Origin of the sequence: Solibacillus sp. FSL W7-1436 (assembly GCF_038007305.1) — a bacterium.
Classification (GTDB): Bacteria; Bacillota; Bacilli; order Bacillales_A; family Planococcaceae; genus Solibacillus.
Genome location: NZ_JBBOWV010000001.1, coordinates 1,913,287 through 1,932,886, shown reverse-complemented (window position 1 = coordinate 1,932,886; position 19,600 = coordinate 1,913,287). Strand labels below are relative to the sequence as shown.

At 41.9% G+C, this 19,600-nt stretch carries 18 protein-coding genes, 1 riboswitch and 1 other annotated feature; of the genes, 10 read left to right on the top strand and 8 right to left on the bottom strand.

Annotated elements, in window-relative coordinates:
* Positions 1-217: 217 nt before the first annotated feature.
* Positions 218-1,570: a YjiH family protein gene (locus tag MKX73_RS09675; protein ID WP_340717245.1), complete on the top strand. Its 1,353-nt coding sequence runs from the start codon at positions 218-220 to the stop codon at positions 1,568-1,570.
* Positions 1,571-1,635: 65 nt separating this feature from the next.
* Here MKX73_RS09675 and MKX73_RS09670 read toward each other — a convergent pair whose 3' ends face one another.
* Positions 1,636-2,385, bottom strand: a complete 750-nt coding sequence (locus MKX73_RS09670; protein ID WP_340717244.1) for an SDR family NAD(P)-dependent oxidoreductase — start codon at positions 2,383-2,385, stop codon at positions 1,636-1,638.
* A gap of 359 nt (positions 2,386-2,744) precedes the next feature.
* Between MKX73_RS09670 and ilvA the strand changes: the two genes are divergently transcribed.
* Positions 2,745-4,013, top strand: coding sequence for a threonine ammonia-lyase IlvA (gene ilvA, locus MKX73_RS09665; protein ID WP_340717243.1), 1,269 nt, complete (start codon positions 2,745-2,747; stop codon positions 4,011-4,013).
* A 331-nt stretch (positions 4,014-4,344) separates the two neighbouring features.
* Here ilvA and MKX73_RS09660 read toward each other — a convergent pair whose 3' ends face one another.
* From MKX73_RS09660 to MKX73_RS09650, 3 genes are all read right to left on the bottom strand, one after another.
* Positions 4,345-5,139: an ABC transporter ATP-binding protein gene (locus MKX73_RS09660; RefSeq protein ID WP_079524586.1), complete on the bottom strand. Its 795-nt coding sequence runs from the start codon at positions 5,137-5,139 to the stop codon at positions 4,345-4,347.
* Positions 5,132-6,172, bottom strand: coding sequence for an ABC transporter permease (locus MKX73_RS09655; RefSeq protein WP_340717242.1), 1,041 nt, complete (start codon positions 6,170-6,172; stop codon positions 5,132-5,134). The genes MKX73_RS09660 and MKX73_RS09655 overlap by 8 nt, the downstream gene beginning before the upstream one ends.
* Before the next feature lie 98 nt (positions 6,173-6,270).
* Positions 6,271-7,287, bottom strand: a complete 1,017-nt coding sequence (locus MKX73_RS09650; RefSeq protein WP_340717241.1) for an ABC transporter substrate-binding protein — start codon at positions 7,285-7,287, stop codon at positions 6,271-6,273.
* Positions 7,288-7,574: 287 nt separating this feature from the next.
* A riboswitch (PreQ1 riboswitch) is annotated at positions 7,575-7,619 on the top strand.
* A gap of 6 nt (positions 7,620-7,625) precedes the next feature.
* Between MKX73_RS09650 and MKX73_RS09645 the strand changes: the two genes are divergently transcribed.
* The 8 genes from MKX73_RS09645 (at position 7,626) to MKX73_RS09610 (ending at position 14,396) form a co-directional block, all read left to right on the top strand.
* Complete coding sequence (locus MKX73_RS09645) at positions 7,626-8,111, top strand: QueT transporter family protein (protein ID WP_339175063.1); 486 nt, start codon at positions 7,626-7,628, stop codon at positions 8,109-8,111.
* A gap of 177 nt (positions 8,112-8,288) precedes the next feature.
* Positions 8,289-8,502, top strand: a binding site (T-box leader).
* Between the two features lie 122 nt (positions 8,503-8,624).
* Complete coding sequence (locus MKX73_RS09640) at positions 8,625-9,608, top strand: metal ABC transporter ATP-binding protein (RefSeq protein ID WP_340717240.1); 984 nt, start codon at positions 8,625-8,627, stop codon at positions 9,606-9,608.
* A 5-nt stretch (positions 9,609-9,613) separates the two neighbouring features.
* Positions 9,614-10,651 (top strand): anthranilate phosphoribosyltransferase, encoded by a 1,038-nt coding sequence (trpD, locus tag MKX73_RS09635; protein WP_340717239.1) that lies wholly within the window; start codon positions 9,614-9,616, stop codon positions 10,649-10,651.
* Positions 10,648-11,442, top strand: a complete 795-nt coding sequence (gene trpC, locus MKX73_RS09630) for an indole-3-glycerol phosphate synthase TrpC (protein WP_340717238.1) — start codon at positions 10,648-10,650, stop codon at positions 11,440-11,442. The genes trpD and trpC overlap by 4 nt, the downstream gene beginning before the upstream one ends.
* On the top strand, positions 11,439-12,056 hold the full coding sequence (locus tag MKX73_RS09625; protein WP_340717237.1) for a phosphoribosylanthranilate isomerase: 618 nt from the start codon (positions 11,439-11,441) through the stop codon (positions 12,054-12,056). The genes trpC and MKX73_RS09625 overlap by 4 nt, the downstream gene beginning before the upstream one ends.
* Entirely contained in the window at positions 12,053-13,240 is a 1,188-nt protein-coding gene (gene trpB / locus MKX73_RS09620; protein WP_340717236.1) for a tryptophan synthase subunit beta, read from the top strand. Before MKX73_RS09625 ends, trpB begins: the two co-directional genes overlap by 4 nt.
* Positions 13,237-14,016: a tryptophan synthase subunit alpha gene (gene trpA, locus MKX73_RS09615; protein WP_340717235.1), complete on the top strand. Its 780-nt coding sequence runs from the start codon at positions 13,237-13,239 to the stop codon at positions 14,014-14,016. The genes trpB and trpA overlap by 4 nt, the downstream gene beginning before the upstream one ends.
* 149 nt (positions 14,017-14,165) lie before the next feature.
* Positions 14,166-14,396 (top strand): sulfate permease, encoded by a 231-nt coding sequence (locus tag MKX73_RS09610; protein WP_340717234.1) that lies wholly within the window; start codon positions 14,166-14,168, stop codon positions 14,394-14,396.
* A gap of 34 nt (positions 14,397-14,430) precedes the next feature.
* Here MKX73_RS09610 and MKX73_RS09605 read toward each other — a convergent pair whose 3' ends face one another.
* From MKX73_RS09605 to MKX73_RS09590, 4 genes are all read right to left on the bottom strand, one after another.
* Positions 14,431-16,044 carry a long-chain fatty acid--CoA ligase gene (locus MKX73_RS09605; protein WP_339176559.1) on the bottom strand — a complete coding sequence of 538 codons (1,614 nt, stop codon included), beginning with the start codon at positions 16,042-16,044 and terminating at the stop codon, positions 14,431-14,433.
* A 267-nt stretch (positions 16,045-16,311) separates the two neighbouring features.
* Positions 16,312-17,262: an L-threonine 3-dehydrogenase gene (locus tag MKX73_RS09600; RefSeq protein WP_340717233.1), complete on the bottom strand. Its 951-nt coding sequence runs from the start codon at positions 17,260-17,262 to the stop codon at positions 16,312-16,314.
* A 291-nt stretch (positions 17,263-17,553) separates the two neighbouring features.
* Positions 17,554-17,874, bottom strand: a complete 321-nt coding sequence (locus MKX73_RS09595) for a YolD-like family protein (RefSeq protein ID WP_340717232.1) — start codon at positions 17,872-17,874, stop codon at positions 17,554-17,556.
* A 410-nt stretch (positions 17,875-18,284) separates the two neighbouring features.
* The gene (locus tag MKX73_RS09590) at positions 18,285-19,562 is read right to left on the bottom strand and encodes an IS110 family transposase (RefSeq protein WP_340717204.1); all 1,278 of its coding nucleotides are present in this window, start codon (positions 19,560-19,562) and stop codon (positions 18,285-18,287) included.
* Positions 19,563-19,600 lie beyond the last annotated feature (38 nt).

Here is a 19,600-nt window from a genome sequence, read left to right as displayed (position 1 = left end):
ATTCATCTTTTGCATTTTTATTCGGTTCAATTTTAGCTTATTTCTTCAAAAATATGATGTTTATTACATCTAAACCTTTCGCCCACCTAATTATATTCATTTTTTAATCAGTATAGTTTTCAGAAATATTAATCTTTATGTAAAACAGTAGACAAATGAATAATCACGTTTTATAGTGTATAAATATTCAAACTAACAATCAAAGAGGTTATCATAAATGAAAACAAAATTTTCTTTCTATACTTGGTTTCTTTTTATTGCCCTTTCTGCTCTTGGTGTCTTTCTATTTATTACACCGATTAATACAGAAGACGGCATAAAAGTACCGATTGCAATCCTAGCGAACTTTTTGGCAGGTAGAGTAGAACCGTTCATTCATTGGTTCGCACTTATTGTCTTTATTATTGGTGCAGTGGGATCTATTGTGATGCACTTCATTCCCAAAAAAGAGAAACGTACACTAGTCGATTCTTTATTCAGAGTACATTGGTTCTGGACAGCAATGCGTGTATTTGCAGTTGTATTTGCAAGTATGTATGTTTTCCAGTTCGGACCTGAGAGTTTAACAAGCGACGTTACAACAGGCGTACTACTTGATCCGGCAGCCGGTCTTGTAACTTTCATGTTTGTCCTGTTTTTATTTGCAGGTTTATTATTGCCTTTATTAACAGATTTCGGTTTACTCGAATTTTTCGGTTCGATGATGGTGAAAATTATGCGTCCCCTATTCAAAATTCCAGGTCGCTCTGCCATTGACTGTCTCGCTTCTTGGGTTGGCGATGGCACAATCGGCGTATTGCTTACAAGCAAGCAATACGAAGAGAAAAATTATACAGGCCGCGAAGCCGCAACAATTGCGACAACGTTCTCGGTCGTGTCGATTACATTCTGTTTAGTTGTAGTAGAAACAATCGGCATTGGTGATTACTTTATCGAGTTTTATGCTTCTGTCATTATTTGCGGATTAATTTTAGCATTCATTATGCCTCGTATTTACCCGTTAAAACAAAAAGCGGATACTTTAATTGATGGCAGTGAAGCCCCTGAAAACCGTGAAGATGTACAAGATGGTTTCAATGTAGTAACTTTCGGTTTACACAATGCATTAAATAAAGCCGATTCCAACCGTAACTTAGGTAAAATGATCAAAAACGGTTTTATTAATGTACTGGAAATGTGGTTTGCGGTTACACCGATTATTATGGCATTCGCAACAATTGCCTTAGTGTTAGCCGAGTTTACTAGCTTCTTCCGTATATTAGGAATGCCATTTGAGCCGATTTTAGCGCTTCTGCAAATTCCTGAAGCCGGTGAAGCTGCACAAACGATGATTGTCGGTTTTGCGGACATGCTGTTACCTTCCGTTTTAGGGGCAGGCATTGAATCTGAAATGACACGCTTCTTCATCGCGACAGTATCGGTTACACAGTTAATCTACATGTCGGAAGTCGGCGGACTGATTTTAGGTACGAAGCTTCCATTAAAGCTTTGGGATCTGTTCATAATCTTCTTAATCCGTACAATCATTTCGATTCCAATTATCGCAGCAATCGCACATCTTTTATTTTAATTAAACAATAAAGGGCTGCCGGAAAGTCAGATTTACTACTGACTTTCCGGCAGCCCTTGTTATTTTTATTTCGTGCTCGTGAAGCCGCCGTCGATACGGATGACTTCCCCGTTAATATACTCTGCTTTTGAAGTTAGCAGGAAGGTTACAAGTTCTGCTACTTCCTCTGGTGTACCTAAACGTTTTTGCGGGATTCCGCCTGTAGCATTTTCCTTCATTTGAGGATTTGCTTCATAAAAGGCTTTTACCATCGGTGTTTCGGTAGGTCCTGGTGCGATTGCATTCACGCGCAGCCCGTCTTTCGCATATTCCGCTACCATACTTCTCGTTAACCCGACAATTCCATGTTTCGTTGCCGAATAGGTAACAACGGAGTCCTGTCCAATTACACCGGCACTTGATGCAGTGTTTACAATGGAACCGCCGCCGTTTTTCAGCATTACTTCCGCTACATAACGTACGCCATAAAGTGCCCCAAGCAAGTTGATGCCGATAATCTGTTCAATTTCCTCTATTGTAGTATCTAAATAGAACTTCCCGCTGCCGGATATCCCCGCATTGTTAAAGAAGTAATCAATCGAACCAAAATGCTTCACTGTTTGATCGACATAGTTTTTTACTTCTTCAGCTTTTGATACATCCGCTTTAATGAAAATAGCATCTACGTCATGTGCTTTTACCCGTTCAACTGTTTCGTTTCCGCCTTTATCATTGACATCCACTATTGCAATGTTAATGCCTTCCTGTGCCATACGGAGTGCTGTCGCCTGCCCTAATCCGCTGCCTCCACCTGTAATAATCGCTGTTTTACTCATCGTGTTACCTCCTGAAAATAAGTTTTTGGATGTTGCCAATAAGTTTTCTCTATACGCAAAATTGCCTTGCCGCAATAATTTATTTTTCCCCTTTGTTTTTCAAATAAACATTGAAGGCGATTTACGACTTGATTCACACATAAGCTTTCCCCTCTTTCATTCATCGATATACACTTCAAAGAGATTTAGTAAGGTTTCAGTTTGAAGGCATTCTTGTCTAAATCAATGTCTGATTTCTCTATTAAAACGCTTTCATTATGGCATATTAGTGAATTATCATAATTTACAGAATTTTTACGCCATTACGACATAAATTTATGATAGAATAATATAATCTTTAATCAGATGACGGAGGTTACATGAAAATGGGAGTTACTCAGCCAACTACGATTGCAGTTGAAAACGTATTAATCGCACATCATTTTTTAAAAGATGTTGTTGTACATACACCCCTGCAATTAAATGAATATTTATCAGAAAAATATGGGGCAAAAATTTACTTTAAGCGTGAAGATTTGCAGCATGTTCGCTCATTTAAATTACGTGGTGCCTATTATAAAATTAAAAAAATCGAAACTGAGGCCCGTGAATCGGGCGTCGTTTGTGCAAGTGCCGGAAATCATGCACAGGGTGTTGCGTATGCGTGTGCAAAGCTGGAAATAAAAGCGACGATCTTTATGCCGAAAACAACACCGAAACAAAAGATCGATCAGGTCCGTATGTTTGGCAGAAGCTTCGTGGAGATTGTACTTGCAGGAGATACTTTTGACGATTCTGCGGAAAGCGCACTTGCCTATTGTGAGCAGGAGAACCGCATTTTCATCCATCCATTCGATGATGCAGATGTAATGGCTGGCCAAGGAACAGTGGCAGTCGAAATTATGAATGACATCGAAGAACCGATCGATTATGTATTTGGCAGTATCGGCGGTGGCGGCTTAATGTCAGGCGTTTCTTCCTACATTAAAAACTTATCCCCTTCGAGTAAAGTTATCGGTGTAGAGCCTGCAGGTGCGGCAAGTATGAAATCTGCTTTCCAAAATGGAGCAGTGGTTTCACTGGATACGATCGATAAATTCGTTGATGGGGCTGCTGTTAAATGTGTTGGGCATGATACATATGAAGTATGCCGTCACTATTTGGATGATATTATCGCCGTTCCTGAAGGCAAAGTATGTACGACGATTTTAGATCTTTATAATAAACATGCGATTATTGCCGAGCCTGCAGGAGCATTGTCGGTGGCAGCACTCGACTTTTATGCAGAGCAAATTCGCGGGAAGTCAGTTGTCATCATTATTTCGGGAGGAAATAATGATATCGGACGAATGCAGGAAATTAAAGAGCGTTCACTGATTTATGAAGGGCTGCTGCATTATTTCATCGTAAGTTTCCCGCAGCGTTCAGGAGCATTACGCCAATTCTTAACGGAAGTACTTGGTCCGAATGATGATATTACAACATTTGAGTATACGAAGAAAAACAACAAGGAAAGTGGTCCCGCATTGGTCGGCATTGAGCTTGCACATCGCGAAGACCATGCCGGATTGATTGAACGTATGTGCATGAACGGTTTTGAGTATAAAGAAGTAAATAACGACAGTACGCTGTTTGCTTTGCTTGTGTAAAATAATTTAGCCATTATGCATTAAGGTCGACATAGGAACTGTACGAAAGGAAAAACGGCTCCACTTTGGTTAAAAAGAAAATAGTGGCGCGAAGTGCAGGCGGCAGACTCCTGCGGGAATAGCATGCGCGGAAAATCCAATGACCGGTGCCGCCGTCTAGGCACCGGTCATTTAGTTGGAGCCATGCCCGCGGAAAGCGTCCGCCGAAACGGAGCAGAACGGCTCACAAAGAAAATTTTTTATCATCCCCAACTTTCGGTGAAGAGCCAAAATATAAAAACTCGATTCTCTCAGAGAAAATCGAGTTTTTTTTCTGTCTAAAATTTATCATTTATCCTAATAACGCGCGGTCTGAATTCATTTTTTCACCGCGGATTTGTTCGAACTCGTGCATTAGATCCGGAATCGTCAAGTCCTGTTTACGGTCTTCGCCGACTTCCAGAATGATTTGACCTTTATCCATCATAATGAGGCGATTCCCCAAATCGAGCGCTTGCTGCATATTGTGCGTGACCATCAGTGTTGTCAGCCTGCTTTCTTCGACAAGCTCTTTTGTCAGCTTTGTAATAAGTTCAGCGCGTGACGGGTCAAGTGCTGCTGTATGTTCATCAAGCAGTAAAATCGAAGGCTTCGTAAATGTCGCCATTAGTAAACTCAATGCCTGGCGTTCCCCGCCTGATAATAATCCGACTTTAGCGGATAAACGATTTTCCAGATTCAAATGCAGTTTTTCCAATGACGTTTTAAAAAACTCGCGACGCTTTTTATCGACACCGAAGCGCAGTGAACGCTTTGTGTTACGTGAATAGGCAATCGCCAAGTTTTCTTCAATTGTCATCGTTGGTGCTGTACCTGCCATCGGATCTTGGAAAACACGGCCGATATGGACAGCACGCTTATATTCCGGCAAGCGGGTTAAATCATTGCCGTTAATTTCGACAGAGCCGAAATCCGGTGTTAGCGCTCCGGAAATCATATTCATCATTGTCGATTTTCCGGCACCGTTACTGCCGATAATTGTAACAAAATCACCAGGCGCCAAATGCAAGTTGATATTATCCAGCGCAATTTTCTCATCTGGTGTTCCTTCGTTAAATACTTTATTAATGCCATCTAATTTAAGCAAGGCTCTTCCCTCCCTGCTCAATCTCTACTTTTGCCTGCTGTAATGCGAGACGTTCTTCCAAACGTTTTGCTTTTCTCTTTTTCTCTTTATATTTCCCTACGATTTGCGGAATTACCAGCGCTAAAATAACGATAACCGCCGTAATTAATTTCATATCACCTGAGTCAAGCCATTTTACACGTAACGCCAATGCGTAAATCATTCGGTAAATTATTGCCCCGGCAATAACTGCAAATGTGACACGAACAATCGACTTCGTTCCGAAAATTGCTTCACCGATAATTACCGATGCCAAACCGACAACAATCATACCAATACCCAATCCGACATCGGCAAATTTTGTATACTGGGCAATTAATGCGCCCGATAATGCCACCATACCGTTTGAAATTCCAAGTCCTAAAATGACTAATGAATCGGTATTTGCCGAAAAGCTGCGGATCATTCGTTTATTATCGCCTGTTGCACGGATTGCCAGACCAATTTCCGTTTTTAAGAACCAGTCTACTACTAGTTTAATAATTGCCGTCACAACAACCATTAAAATTAAAACGCCCCAAGTTGTCGGAACAGAAGCTAGACCCATTGATTTCAGTACGTTCGTGATGGCTGTATCAATACCTAGATTCTCCCAGAAAGAACCGAACTTCGAAAAAACTGTTTCTGAATTTAATAGTGGAATATTTGGTCGTGTTACACCAGTATCTGAGCTTAACCCCATAATTCGTAGATTGATCGAATAGAGGGCAATCATCATTAAAATCCCTGCAAGCAGCGGATTGATCTTCCCTTTTGTGTGTAAAATACCTGTCATACATCCAGCAATAAATCCAGCAACTGTTGCGACTAATGTAGCAAGCAGCGGGTTATAGCCGAGCACGATCATCATCGCTGCCGTACCTGCCCCCGTTACAAAGCTTCCATCAACCGTTAAATCCGGAAAATCAAGCACACGGAATGTTAAATAAACCCCAAGTGCCATAATTGCATAGATGATCCCTTGCTCCACTGACCCAAACATAGCTGTAAACATCTCGAATCATCTCCTGACTTTTTTAAAAGTTTTAAGCAAGTCAGCCTAAACATTTTATACCTGTTTAGGCTGACTTGCTTTTTGTATAAATAAATCGATTATTGTACTTCTGCTTCCCATTCAGGCTTGATTTCCAAGCCTAAGTTTTCGGCAGTAGCTTTATTGATTACTAGTTTTAAGTTAGCCGGATACGCAGCCGGAACTTCTGAAGGTGTTTTGCCTTCCAATAAAATTTGTGCTGCCATTTGCCCTGCTTCATAGCCGATATCGTAGTATTCGAAACCGTATGCCGCTAAACCGCCGCGCTCTACTGAATCAAGCTCACCTACAACAAGCGGTAATTTGTTTGCATCTGCCACTTCGATTACAGATTCCAGTGCCGATACGACCGTATTATCTGTGATGATGTAAAATGCATCTACATTTCCTACTAAAGATTCTGCCGCCTGGCGTACTTCAGATGAAGCAGATACTGCTGCTTCCACAATTGTTACGCCTTCTTTTGCAGCAATTTCTTTTACTGCCGCAATTTGTGCCACTGAGTTTTGCTCACCAGCGTTATATACCATCCCGACATTTTTTGCTCCCAATTCCTTTAGGAAAGCAACTGTTTTCGGCATTGTTTCCGGATGTAAATCAATCGTACCTGTTACGTTAGCGCCAGGTGTTGCCATTGAATCGATCAACTCTGCACCAACTGCATCCGTTACCGAAGTAAAAATAACCGGAATATCAGAAGTTGCACTTTTTGCAGCCTGTGCTGAAGGTGTTGAGTTCGCGAAAATCAGATCTACATTTTCCCCGACTAACTGCTGGGCGATTGTCATGTTCGCACTGTTATCATTGTTTGCTGATTTGTCTACATACTCTGCTTTAATACCTGCATCTTCAATTGCCTTTTTAAAACCATCTTTTGCTGCATCTAATGATGGATGCTCAACAATTTGTGTTGTTCCGATCTTAAAAGTTTTATCGCTATCTGCTTTCGCTGTATCTACAGCCTCGCCATTTGACGTGTCGTTCGAAGACGTCTCGCTCTCTTCCCCGCCACAAGCGGCTAATAATAAAAGAAGCCCGAATAATAAAAAGGACAGCTTCATTAAATTTTTTTTCATCTTATTTCCCCCTAGTTAACTTTATCGGTTTAAAGCGCCGAACTTCATTTGGATGAAGTGTTGAAATAATATTACCGCGTCATATTTAGATAGTCAATAACATTTAGAATGTTCTGAATTTATTCTAGGTAATGTGCCTCATTTTGGAATTTTGTTGACCCACTTCAAACCGCTAAGCAACGCGGTTTGTTGAACTTTTTACTCGTGGTAAATTTTTTGATGTTTTATTGAAAAAAAAGTCCTATAAATCTTTACTTTTATTTTCAATATTGCTATGATTGCAGTTGCTTTGCGTGGTTCGTAACCATCCCACGTTAAAAAACTAGGAGGAATTTCATATGAAGGTAAAGTTTATTGCAGCGAGTGCCATTATTGCAGCATTATATATTGCTGTTACAATGCTTGTTGCACCAATTAGCTTTGGGCAAGTACAGTTCCGTATTGCCGAAATCTTTAACCATTTAGTCGCATTCAACCCGCGCTATATGTTAGGTGTTGTTTTAGGTGTATTTATTTCCAATTTCCTGATGTCTTCAATCGGTCCCATCGATTTAGTATTTGGTGTCGGACATACGATTATTACACTTGGAATTTTCATATTCATTTGTAAGTTTGTGAAAAACATTTGGGCTCGTCTGATCATTAATACAACGCTCTTTACGTTTACAATGTTTATCATTGCAGCACAGCTGAATATCGTGCTTGGCTTCCCGTTCTGGGAAACTTGGCTGTTTGTAGCATTTGGCGAATTTGTTGTATTGGCGGTTGGGGCACCGATTATGTACACTTTAAATAAACGATTGGATTTCAAAAAATTAATCTAATATCGATTGTTTCACCAGCTGACTTTTTTATGTCAGCTGGTTTTTTATTTAGCGAAAACAGTTTAGAATTGTTTGACATTTCATTTTTCAGTGTTAGAATAAAGCATAATTCAAATGTTATTTACGGTAGCAGGTTGCGGGAGCGTGACCACCGTTTCGTTTAGTTGAGCTTAGTTGAGTAAATTGTTGAATAAGAAGAGTAGCATTTATCGTTTTGTCCAGAGAGCGTATGGGTGGTGAAAATACGCCAAAAGGTAAATGTGAATGGGCCTTATGAAAGCTGCTGGCGTTAGTCGGCGGACGGTACCCTGCCGTTATCAGGTTTAAGTGGAAGCAAGTTTTTTGGGTTTGCTTCAAACGAGGTGGCAACGCGGTGAAAATCGTCCTTTCGCAAAAGTTAATTCTTTTGCTGAGGGCGATTTTTTTATTCGATAAAGCTTTAAATTCATTACAAGCTTGCTAAATAATCCGAATCGTAAAGGCGTAGATTATTTCAAAAAAGGAGTGTTTCAAATGGTAGTTCAGCAACATTTTCGTACATCAATGAAAAAAGTAAATGGGGATTTACTGACACCGATTTCTATTTTCCAGCGACTGCAAGGTGAACGGAAGTTTTTATTGGAAAGTTCCTCTAAATATGATGGCAATGGACGCTATTCGTTCATCGGTGTCAATCCGCGGAAAACGTATATCGGAACAGATGAACAGCTTTTAGATCATGCGCATCATTCCAATAAAGCCTACACGTATGAAGGCGAGCTGATCCAACTATTAAAGCAAGTGATGCCTCGTGTTTCATCACATACGGAATATCCGTTTACAGGCGGCGGCATCGGCTATATTCACGCATTGCAAAAGCCCTTGCCTGAACTGCAGTTTCATGTATACGACACACTCGTAATTTTTGATCATTTAACAGATGAAATCGCTGTTTTCCATACAAATATTGAAGCAGAGCAAGTAGAACCAAACATTGATCAATTGATTGAACAGCTGTTTACAACACCGACACCTGAACAGTCTTCCTATACATTACAACATGTCGAAAAAGAGGAAAATGGACGTTATCGCGCACAATTTACTGGGGAGGCCCTTTCCCTTTATCGAAAAATGCGTGTCGAACACGCTGCACCATATATGTACTATGTCGAATTTGATGATTGCACAGTAATCGGCACATCAAAATCAAACTACATGCAAGTAAGGGACGGGAATATTTCCGTTACAAATGACGTATCGTCAATCGAACGTTTTAGTACGGAAAATTCGGTACAGCAATTTGCCAATACTACAACGGGTACGTTAAGCCCTACCCTTCATGCAATCGATGTCGTGAAAGGGCTATTACCCGCACAGGGCCTGATTGGTTATATCGGCTTTAATGGTCAGGTCGATTTCACAACACCTGAACAAACGATAATAATTCAAGGAAATGTCGCACAGCTTCACTCGGAAGCAGACGAAGAAGCGCCATTCCACTCTTTACTGAAAGGATGATGAACATGTCTTTACTCCCATACATTGAACAGATTGAACGGAAAGAGCACTTAGTTTTTGAGGAAATGCAGCAGGCGGCACAGCTTATTTTTAATGAGCAAACACCGAAAGAACAGATCGCCTCTTTTTTAACGGCAATGAGTGCAAAAGGAGAAACAGCACATGAAGTTGCAGGCTTAGCTTCTGTTATGAAATCACATGCAGTTGCTGTCGACGTACCCGAAGGTATCTATATCGATAACTGCGGCACAGGCGGCGATGGACTTCAAAGCTTCAATATTAGTACGACTTCCGCATTTGTCTTGGCAGGTGGCGGCATTCTAGTAGCAAAACACGGTAACCGAAAAGTATCGAGCGCTTCAGGAAGTTCGGATGTATTGGAGGCGCTTGGCATTACGCTATTGCCGAATATCGAGCAAACATCCGAGCTGCTCAAACAGCACGGCATCGCCTTTTTACATGCTCCGAACATGCATCCGAAGTTAAAACGGATTGGTGAAGTACGACAGGCAATCGGCAAACCGACGATTTTCAATTTAGTCGGCCCCCTGACAAACCCTGTTCCTTTAAAAACACAATTTGTCGGCATTAACCGACCGAACTTCACGACCGATTATGCGGAAGTGCTTCATATGCTGGGACGTGAACGTGCAATCGTCGTTTCAGGTGCACAAGGAATGGATGAAGCATCACTTGATGGTGAGAATACTTTTGTCCTGTTAGACCGCGGGGACATGATTCCATTTAAACTGCGTGCTGAAGATGTAGGTTTGGCCGCACAGCCCCTTTCTGCAATTCGCGGCGGCACTCCTGCAGAAAATGCGGATATTATGCGCGACCTGCTGAAAGGAAAACAAAGCGTGTATTTTGATACGGTTCTTTTAAATGCCGGCATTGGCTTCTTCGCATATGGGCTTGCCGAAACGATGAAAGAAGGCATCGATATGGCGAAGGACAGCATTATGTCAGGACGCGCTTATGAAAAGTTAGAAAATATCGTTGCTTACAGCGAAAAACAGATGCAGGAGGAACCCGTAAAATGACGATTTTAGACCGTATTATTGACCAAAAAAAGACTGAGCTGCCACAATTGCTCTCGACAAAGCCTGTGTTTTCAACAATTGATAAGGCTCGCCCTTCTTTATACGAAACATTGATATCAGCAAATTCATTGCAAGTAATTTCGGAAATGAAACGTGCTTCCCCTTCCAAAGGCGATATTGCGACAAATGTCGACCCTGTTGAGCAAGCTTTACAATATGAAGAAGCAGGTGCTGCCTGTATTTCCGTTTTGACAGAACGAGCGTTTTTCAAAGGAAGCTATACGGATTTAAATGCAGTTGCAAATGCTGTGAACATACCGGTTTTATGTAAAGACTTCATCATTCATGAAGTGCAGATCGACTATGCGAAGGCTGCCGGCGCATCGGTTGTCCTGTTGATTGTCGCAGCATTAACAGATGATCAGCTGAAATCCCTTTATGAATATGCAACAGAACAACAGTTGGAAGTGCTTGTTGAAGTACATGATGCCGATGAATTAAAGCGTGCCCTTGCCATTGGGGCAAATATTATCGGAGTGAATAACCGGAACCTGAAAACATTCGAAGTTTCATTGTCAGCAACACTAGAAATTGCGCAGCTTCTTCCCCCATCACCGATAGCATTTATTAGTGAAAGCGGAATTTTAGGTCCGGAAGATGCACAGTTTGTGGCGAATGCTGGCGCAAAAGGAATATTGGTCGGCGAAGCATTGATGCGCAGCGGGGATGTCAAAAATTCACTTAAAGCACTACAAATCGACATAACAGCAAAGGTTGGCGAAAATCGATGACAAAAGTAAAAATTTGCGGTTTAAAAGAAATCGAACATGTAGAAACAGCGGTCAAAGCAGGTGCTGATTTTATCGGATTTATGTTTGCGCCCAGTAAACGACGCATTACGGTAGAGGAAGCAGTGGAACTGGCAAAGGCAATTCCGGGGACAGTCAAAAAAGTCGGGGTTTTTGTCAATGAAGATCCGGCCACTATTCGTCAAATTGCAAAAGAAGTCGGACTCGATTATATCCAGTATCACGGGGATGAAACACCCGAACAGATTCAGGAAATCGGGCTGCCGGCAATTAAAGCGTTCTCGATTCGAAGTGAAGAGGATGTGACACGTGCAGCGACATATGATGTGGACTACTATTTGTTCGATGCGCCTGGAACTGACTTCCGGGGAGGAAGCGGAAAGTCCTTTGACTGGATGCTGCTTGATAAAGTGAAAATCCCGCTTGAAAAGGTCATTTTGGCAGGTGGACTAAATGAAGAAAATGTTGGACTGGCGATTATGCTTGTCGAGCCATTTGCAGTAGATGTTTCAAGTGGTGTAGAAGTAGATGGTCGAAAAAGTTCAGCCGCGATTAAGAATTTTATTGAAACAGCAAAAGGAGAGTTGATTTTATGACGACAGTAAAAGGACGATTCGGGCGATTCGGCGGTCAATTTGTGCCCGAGACATTGATGACTTCACTTGAGGAATTGGAACTTGCGTATGAGGAAGCAAAAAAAGACTCCTCTTTCCAGGAAGAACTTGATTATTATTTAAAGCAATATGTCGGACGTGAAACTCCCCTTTATTTTGCGGAGCGTTTAACGAAAAAAGTCGGCGGTGCAAAAATCTATTTAAAGCGTGAAGATTTAAATCACACTGGCGCACATAAAATAAATAACGCGATCGGCCAGGCACTTTTGGCAAAGCGTATGGGGAAGAAAAAAATTGTTGCTGAAACAGGTGCAGGTCAGCATGGTGTCGCAACGGCAACCGCGTGTGCATTGCTTGATATGGAATGTATCGTTTATATGGGAGCAGAAGATGTACGCCGTCAGCAGCTGAACGTTTTCCGTATGGAGCTGCTTGGGACAAAAGTTGTTGCGGTCGAAAAAGGCTCCGCTACATTGAAAGATGCGGTTAATGAAGCATTGCGTCACTGGGTTACTCATATTGAAGATACGCATTATATTTTAGGTTCGGCACTTGGACCACACCCCTTCCCTACAATTGTCCGTGATTTCCAGCGTGTCATCGGGGATGAAACACGTGCCCAAATTTTACAGCAGGAAGGACGTCTTCCGGATACAGTTATTGCTTGTATCGGTGGCGGAAGTAATGCAATCGGAATGTTCTACCCGTTTGTGGAAGATCAGGAAGTGGCATTATATGGAGTGGAAGCTGCAGGTTCAGGTGTCAATACCGACAAGCATGCGGCAGCAATTCATGTTGGGAAAACAGGTGTCCTTCACGGTGCGTTCATGTATTTACTGCAGGATGATAACGGTTTTGTTCAAGAAGCGCATTCAATTTCAGCGGGACTTGATTATCCGGGAGTTGGACCGGAACATTGTCATTTACACGAAACAGGACGTGCTGCCTACCCTTCTGTTACAGATGAAGAGGCACTTGAAGGTGTGAAGCTGTTATGTGAAACGGAAGGAATCTTACCGGCCTTGGAAAGCGCGCATGCCGTTTACTATGCAAGTCAATTTGCCAAGGACCGACCTGCTGATGAAATTGTTGTCGTTTGCTTATCAGGACGTGGGGACAAAGATGTTCACACATTAATGGAGAAACTTGGAGGTGGCGTGAAATGACATTGCAAAAACAGCTTGAAAATGTATTAGCTGCAGGGGATAAAGCATTCGTTCCTTATATTATGGCAGGCGACGGAGGGCTTGAAACATTAAAGCCTACTATATTAAAGCTTCAGCAAATCGGAGTTTCCGCAATTGAAGTCGGCATTCCATTTACAGATCCTGTAGCAGATGGGCCAACAATTGAACAAGCCGGCGAACGTGCACTTGCCAAAGGTGTGACATTGAAAAAAGTACTGGATGAACTGCAAAGCTTTGCACAGGAAATCCATATACCGCTCATAGTTATGACGTACTTAAACCCGATTCTTGCTTATGGGATTGAAGCATTTGCAGAGGATGCAAAACTTGGTGGTGTTCAAGGACTGATTGTACCGGATATGCCATTTGAAGAAAGTGCTTTATTGCATGGTGCTTTAAAGGAAAACGGCATTGCGCTTGTCCAGCTCGTATCATTGATGAGCCCTCCTGAACGTATTAAAAAATTAGCCGCTGCAAGTGAAGGCTTCGTTTATGCCGTTACGGTAAATGGTATTACCGGCGAACGCGCAAGCTTTGCTACAGAACTTGCCGGTCACTTTGCAAACTTGAAAGCAGTGAGCAATATTCCGGTGTTAGCTGGCTTCGGGATTTCTACGACAGAACATATAAAAAGCTTCGGCGACATTGCGGATGGAGTAATTGTCGGCAGTAAAATTGTTACGGCACTCGCTGAGCAAGACTGGGCAACAATCGAAGCGCTTGTACAGGCAACGAAGAAGACGGCTGTAATTTAGTCGTTGCTTATAAAGAGGATGCAAAGACTAGTGAATAAGTGGGTTCCCCCATTTCAATCAGTACCTTTGCATCCTACTTTCTTCTATATATATATTCTGTTTCCTTTATATGGTATCCTTTGATTAAATCTATTTAGTGGGGGTTCAAGATGAATGTAAAGGACTTTTTTGCGGGTTTGTTTTTTGTCGCGATTGCCGGTTATTTTACTTATGTGTTAGTCGATAGCATGCCAAAGCTGTTCATTGACAGCACAACGACTTGGCAATACTTTGTCGCATTCTTTCGTGTTGCACTCATTATTTTCCTTTTCAACTTAGGACTCTCCCTTATGAAACGCTTTTTCGTAGACGGGACGACAAAAAACGGGAACGCTCGGTAATTCGATGCTTTCCCGTTTTTTATTTCATTCCACACTATAGTTGGAGCTGTGGATAAATTTCATTCACATTTTCGCGTAACTTTGCCTTTAAGAATTTCCCGACAGAAGTTTTCGGAATTTCCGTTAAGAAGACGATATCATCCGGCAACCACCACTTAGCAAATTGACCTTCCAAAAATAACGTTAGCTCTTCTCTAGTTGCATTTGCTCCCTCTTTCAGGACAACACATGCCAGCGGACGCTCCTGCCATTTCGCATGTGGAATGGCGATGACCGCCGCTTCAAATACCGCTTCATGCGACATGAGCGCATTTTCCAAATCAACGGACGAGATCCACTCACCACCGGATTTGATCAAATCTTTCGTTCGATCTGTTATTTTAATGAATCCCTCTTTTGAACGAACCGCGATATCACCTGTATATAGCCAACCATTAGAAAATGCTTCCGCTGTACGTTCATCTTTATAATATTCTGCCGCAATCCATGGACCACGCAGACGCAGCTCGCCCATTGTTTCGCCATCCCAAGGTACTTCACCGTTTTCATTGACGATGCTTGACTCTATCCCCGGAACCGTTAAACCTTGCATCGCGCGTGTTTCGATTTTTTCATCCAATGACCAGTCATCCATATGTGACATATCACGTGACATTGAAACAATCGGTGAAGTTTCCGTCATGCCGTATGCCACAATATAATTGACGCCCATTTCTTCATATTTTTTAATAAGCCCTTTTGGTGAAGCAGACCCTCCACAGAAAATAGCTTGTAATGTCGATAAATTACGGGCTCTTTTTTCCTGCTCCTGCAATGCGCCAAGCCAGATTGTCGGGACACCCGCGGTTTTCGTTACATTGTATTGCTCAATGAAATCCAATATTAATGACGGTGTAAACTGAGGGCCGATCAATACTTGCGTCGCCCCTACATTCACTGCTGCAAACGGCATCCCCCAAGCGTTGACATGGAACATCGGAACAATCGGTAAAATTGTGTCACGTTCTGAAATTGCCATCGTATCCACCATTGAAATCGACATGGAATGCAGTACGAGCGAACGATGTGTATACACGACCCCTTTTGGATTTCCTGTTGTTGCGCTTGTATAGCACATGCTTGCCGGCGCATTTTCATCCAAATCTTCCGGGAACGCAAAGTTTTCATCTGCTTCTTCCAGCAATGCCTCGTATGACAGTACATTCGGCAAAGTCGTTTCCGGCAGCTCCCCATCCGCCATAATGATGTAATGTTCAATTGTTTTCAGCTCCGACTGCACTTCTTCAATGAGCGGCACTAAATCTTCATCTATTAAAATTATTTTATCTTCCGCATGATTAATAATGTACGCAATATGTTCCGGTGACAGGCGGATATTAACCATATGCAAAATTGCACCTGTACATGGAACCGCAAAATATGCTTCTAAATGGCGGTGCTGATTCCAGGCAAACGACGCAATCTTGTCGCCGCGCTCCATGCCCAGCTTGGTTAATGCGTGCGCCAGCTTTCTTGTGCGTTTCACCCATTGCCCGTATGTAAGGCGATGAACCTTTTCCTCACTTGTACGTGAAATAATTTCTTTGTGTGCATAATACGTTTCTGCACGCTTAATCATATCTGTTAGAACGAGTGGTGTTTGCATCATCATTATATATTTCCCCCTTTTATGAGGCGTTATCTTTTACCGGCAATCCCCATTACTGATAAAACGCCTCCTAATTTCTCCCACAACATCATTCTAATATAATATACTGAAAAATGAAAATATTTTGTCAATAATGCAGCAATTTCTTTTTTCTGCGGAAAATGGAAATTACTGAATTTCGCTTTTCATAAAGGCTATCCGCAGGCAGCCCTATAAAATAAAAAAGCGAGTGAACTGCTTTTCAACAGTTTCACTCGCTTCTATAAGTTAAATGGCGTTTTGTGCTAGTCGTACTTTCAGCTTTTCCAGCATATCGACCGTCATTTTTTCCAGGTCGTAGCTTGCTTTAAAGCCCCACTCCTCAATCGCTGCTGATGAGTCGATTGCATTTGGCCAGCTGTCGGCAATGGCCTGACGGACCGGGTCCACCTCATAATCCATTGTGAAGTCTGGAATATGCTTTTTAATTTCGGCTGCGATTTGAGACGGCTCAAAGCTCATCGCCGAAATATTGAATGCATTGCGGTGCACAAGCTTTGCCGGGTCTGCTTCCATTAAATCAACAATGGCCTGCAGTGCATCCGGCATATACATCATATCCATATACGTGCCTTCTGCAATATACGATGTGTAACGTCCTTCCGCAATTGCTTTATAGTAAATATCTACCGCATAGTCCGTCGTTCCTCCACCAGGTGGTGTCACATAAGAAATCAGCCCCGGGAAACGGACACCGCGTGTATCCAGTCCAAAGCGCGTGTAGTAGTAGTCGCATAATAACTCGCCTGCTACTTTATTGACACCGTACATCGTTGTTGGACGCTGCAGCGTATCTTGTGGTGTATTGTCCTTTGGCGTAGAAGGACCGAATGCGCCGATTGAACTCGGTGTGAAAAACTGCATATCCAGTTCACGTGCCACCTCAAGTGCATTCATTAAACCGCCCATATTTAAATTCCAGGCAAATACCGGATTTTTTTCTGCTGTTGCCGAGAGTAATGCAGCCATGTGGATCATCGTGTCTGCACCAAAATCATGGGCAAGTGTGTGCATGCGTTTCCCATCTGTTACATCCAATACTTCAAATGGACCTTCATGCTGATCAATTTTTCGAATATCTGTTGCCAATACATTATCTGTGCCATACGTATGGCGTAATTTCTCTACTAATTCCGAACCAATTTGACCTAAAGCACCGGTCACCATAATTTTCTTCAATCTGAAGCCTCCCTATCCTTTAAAAGACATATATTCAGCATATTACCGCTTAATATCCCGTCTACTATTTCTCATCTGTCAGAACAAATGTCCTTGTGGAAAATACATAGAACTATCCTTAAAACTTGACGTTCAAACATTTTCATGAAATTCATTATAGGGTGTTCTTTTACAAAAAACAATATGTTAGAAATATTCTTTTTGAGCGATACATTTGTACGTGTGAAATATTCGAATAGAAAGACTATTTCGGTATTCGTTATACATCGTTTTCAACTTCAACCGGAAATTCTATTCATCCAAGAGTGCTTCATAAATATGGTGGAATTGAATTTTTTCGCTGTTTGTCAATTTTACGTATTGTTCGTGGATGTTGATTCTTTGAATTGACCCGGAAACTGTATAGAGGCCTGTTTGCTCCCATACTTTTAGTTGAATCGGGCAATGCTCTGTGTAGGCTCGCTGCAGGTTACTATTAATTTGTTCTAACTGGGCTTCGTCGAGTTGGGGTCGGGTAACAATTGAGTCCTCTTCTTGCCAATCACGCAATAGTTTGACATGCTCCGGCAGCATCATTGCGCTCCATTTAATTGTTCCTCTATCTTTGTTCATCGCCTTCACTCCCTCTATAAATGTTGATATATCAATGGCTTGCGCCATTTTTGAATGTCCAAAAAATAATTTTTGACACATACATCTATCGTTATTTTGTAATTCTTGATTTATTTAACATTATGTCCGAACGCTTCGCTAAAGGACAAACCATTATATGGTAATGTTTCTCCTAATCCAGTGCAGTATTTTGATGCACTTTTGGATCTCTGCGTAGCTTATGATGACGGACCCTCCCATGTCTCTAGGCGTCTTTTTGCGCGTACATTCCTTCGTTCGGTCTATTCATAAGGCAGAGGCTGGCGATGCTCCTTTGTGGACTCAATTGAATTCATTCAACGGTCGGATGGTGAAAATAATGCCGGCTTCTCCGTGTCATCCTCTTGTTTTTGACTTCTGTTGGTGGCGTTTTAGGCAGCCGTTTGAAGACGGGCGAAATCGTTCATCATTTGGTGTTCGTTAAACAATGTTTTTCTCTTGCACAAGGCATGTAAAACTTTCAATAACTTGCCACACAGTACCACAATTGATTGCTTCTTTCGGAGCGGATTGACCGTGCGCGTTGTGTAATATTCATGTAATTGCTTAAAGGCTGGATTATGCAAGATTAACGGCATCATGACTCGGAACAGAAGGGCGCGTAGTTTTCTTCTACCTCGCTTGGAAATCCGTTTTTGTCCTTTTTGCTGACCAGAAGAGTTTTCACGCAATGTGAGTCCCGCTAGTTTAATTAATTGGCGTGGATGTGTATATTGCGCTAAAGAACCAACCTCTGATAGTAAATCGACAATCGTGACATCCCCGATTCCAGGTACCGATGCTAAATATTCATATTCCATCATTTGTTTGGCTAGCTCTACGAGCTGAGCTGTTAATTCGTCAAGTTGAGCGTGCATCAATTTATGCTGTGAAAGAAGCGTGGCGATTTCGAATTTGGCCATCACTAAACCTTCTGTCAGCCCAATTGAGCTTTCTGCAACCTCGACTAATTGCTTTGCCTTAGGTAGCTGTGGGCTTTTCATGCCGTCTACCTGGCGATATAAAAATAGTAATTCTTCTGGTGATTTTCCTACAATATCTGTTGGCAACGGTGTCATTTCGAGCACCGCATAGGCCATTTTCCCAAAGCTTTTAAACACTTGTGTGAATTCAGGGAAAAAGCGATCCAACCAACGAATAATGCGATTTTGTAAGGCATTTAAATCTTCTTGAATCTTTGAACGTAATGTTGCTCCATTTCGTAACTCAGCCTCGATTCCTTCGAGATGACGGGGATAGCTGAAACGACCGTCTCTCATAAGGCGAGCAATGACTAGCGCATCCTTTTGGTCATTCTTCGTTTGCAGGTTGTCATCTAATTCCTTCGAGCGATTAACGTGCATTGGATTAACCATTACGAATGGAATTCCATAGTTCGTCAAAAACGCAGCTAAGTTCATCCAGTAATGGCCTGTTGGCTCAAACCCAATGAGAATTTCTTGTTTGTCATAAGCTGCTTTGAGCGCCATTAGGCGTTCATAAAAGTTTTCAAACCCAATACGTGATTGCATGATTGGAAATGATTTTTGGAGCACACGACCTCGATCATCAATTGCACAAGCATAATGTTTATGTTTAGCAATGTCGATGCCGATAACTAGAGTATTTTCAGAAACTTGATTAATTTTGTCATTCGTATTAAAATTCATTGGAATGGGTCCTCCCTGTAGATGTATGAGTCAATGAC

Excerpts from the sequence above, each read along its gene's own strand:
- MKX73_RS09645 (WP_339175063.1), top strand. The coding sequence starts at position 7,626 with ATGAAGGTAAAGTTTATTGCAGCGAGTGCCATTATTGCAGCATTATAT.
- trpA (WP_340717235.1), top strand. The coding sequence starts at position 13,237 with ATGACATTGCAAAAACAGCTTGAAAATGTATTAGCTGCAGGGGATAAA.
- MKX73_RS09595 (WP_340717232.1), bottom strand. The coding sequence starts at position 17,874 with ATGAACAAAGATAGAGGAACAATTAAATGGAGCGCAATGATGCTGCCG.
- MKX73_RS09650 (WP_340717241.1), bottom strand. The coding sequence starts at position 7,287 with ATGAAAAAAAATTTAATGAAGCTGTCCTTTTTATTATTCGGGCTTCTT.
- trpB (WP_340717236.1), top strand. The coding sequence starts at position 12,053 with ATGACGACAGTAAAAGGACGATTCGGGCGATTCGGCGGTCAATTTGTG.
- ilvA (WP_340717243.1), top strand. The coding sequence starts at position 2,745 with ATGAAAATGGGAGTTACTCAGCCAACTACGATTGCAGTTGAAAACGTA.
- MKX73_RS09610 (WP_340717234.1), top strand. The coding sequence starts at position 14,166 with ATGAATGTAAAGGACTTTTTTGCGGGTTTGTTTTTTGTCGCGATTGCC.
- trpD (WP_340717239.1), top strand. The coding sequence starts at position 9,614 with ATGTCTTTACTCCCATACATTGAACAGATTGAACGGAAAGAGCACTTA.
- MKX73_RS09640 (WP_340717240.1), top strand. The coding sequence starts at position 8,625 with ATGGTAGTTCAGCAACATTTTCGTACATCAATGAAAAAAGTAAATGGG.
- MKX73_RS09655 (WP_340717242.1), bottom strand. The coding sequence starts at position 6,172 with ATGTTTACAGCTATGTTTGGGTCAGTGGAGCAAGGGATCATCTATGCA.
- MKX73_RS09675 (WP_340717245.1), top strand. The coding sequence starts at position 218 with ATGAAAACAAAATTTTCTTTCTATACTTGGTTTCTTTTTATTGCCCTT.
- MKX73_RS09625 (WP_340717237.1), top strand. The coding sequence starts at position 11,439 with ATGACAAAAGTAAAAATTTGCGGTTTAAAAGAAATCGAACATGTAGAA.
- MKX73_RS09590 (WP_340717204.1), bottom strand. The coding sequence starts at position 19,562 with ATGAATTTTAATACGAATGACAAAATTAATCAAGTTTCTGAAAATACT.
- trpC (WP_340717238.1), top strand. The coding sequence starts at position 10,648 with ATGACGATTTTAGACCGTATTATTGACCAAAAAAAGACTGAGCTGCCA.
- MKX73_RS09670 (WP_340717244.1), bottom strand. The coding sequence starts at position 2,385 with ATGAGTAAAACAGCGATTATTACAGGTGGAGGCAGCGGATTAGGGCAG.
- MKX73_RS09605 (WP_339176559.1), bottom strand. The coding sequence starts at position 16,044 with ATGATGCAAACACCACTCGTTCTAACAGATATGATTAAGCGTGCAGAA.